Here is a 1,271-nt window from a genome sequence, read left to right on the forward strand (position 1 = left end):
AAAATGGGGACACGCCGGCATCGGGGGGGGGGTGGTTGCAGGAATGGTTGCCAACACCACGGCGGTGAACAGCAGGGTCAAAACCTCGGACGGGAGTGCAAAAGCCGACATCGGGGGGGGCTGGGTTATAGGAGAAATGGATACCAACACCAAGACGGTAAACAGCTATGTCAATGGCATTAAAGAGAATTTTGAATCTATCTCCAATGATCAGCTTCTTTGCCAAAAAGCAGACCTACGTGTGTTAACAGCCAATTGCTCTCCGAGAACTGAATTTCTGGATGCGCTGGATTTTTCGAACAGTAATGCTTGCCCGGTAAATGCCGCTACAGTGTCAACAGACGTTATAGCATCAACAGCCGCTACAGTGTCAACTGCCGCTAAAGAGTCAACAGCTGGGGCGGCGGCCGCCACAGTGTCAACAGGCGTTATAGCATCAACAGCCACTACAGCGTCAACAGCCGCTGAAGAGTCAACACCCACTACAGCATCAACAGCCGTTTCAGCATCAACAGCCGCTACGGTTGCCGCTACAGTGTCAACTGCCGCTAAAGAGTCAACAGCTGCGGCGGCGACCGCCACAGTGTCAACAGCCGCTACAGCATCAACACCCATAAAGATTAATGATACAGAAACCCTGGGCAAGATTGGCCGACATCCCGCCTATCCACTGAACGGTACCTATCAACAGACGGCGGATATTGATGCCTCTCAATTCCATCAATCCATTGGTGATGAATGGGATCACTTCACCGGGAAGTACGATGGGAAGGATCATACCATCAGCGGCCTGTCTGGCTGTTTTGTTGACACTCTGGAAGGCAGCATCAGTAACCTTCGCTTTACCGGTGCCCGTATAAATTCTTATGAGCCGGCAGGTGTGGTGGCTTGTACTGTGAATGGCCAAGTCCGTAATATCCGGGCCGAAGATGTTCATATTGCCACCTTGCGTAATGATGCAGACGCCGGCATCGGGGGGGGGATCGTTGGTGCTGGAGGAACGGTTGCCAACACCACGGCGGTGAACAGCAAAGTCCAATCCTTTGGTGACAGTTCATACGCCGGCATCGGGGGTGGGTGGGTTAAAGATGGAGCAATGGTTGCCAACACCACGGCGGTGAACAGCACGGTCAAAACCAGGGGTTATGCTGCACACGCCGGCATCGGGGGAGGGGTGGTTAACGATGGAGCAACGGTTGCCAACACCAAGGCGGTGAACAGCAGGGTCAAAACCTCGCATTATTATGCAAACGCTGGCATCGGGGGTGGGT

The 1,271-nt window shown here is 53.5% G+C and carries 1 pseudogene; it reads left to right on the plus strand.

Annotated elements, in window-relative coordinates:
• A pseudogene (locus tag J7439_RS25500) lies at positions 1–1,271 on the plus strand (hypothetical protein); the annotation flags it as partial.

The sequence above is a fragment of the Salinisphaera sp. G21_0 genome (genome assembly GCF_017744115.1).
In the GTDB taxonomy this organism is placed as follows: Bacteria; Pseudomonadota; Gammaproteobacteria; order Pseudomonadales; family Endozoicomonadaceae; genus Endozoicomonas.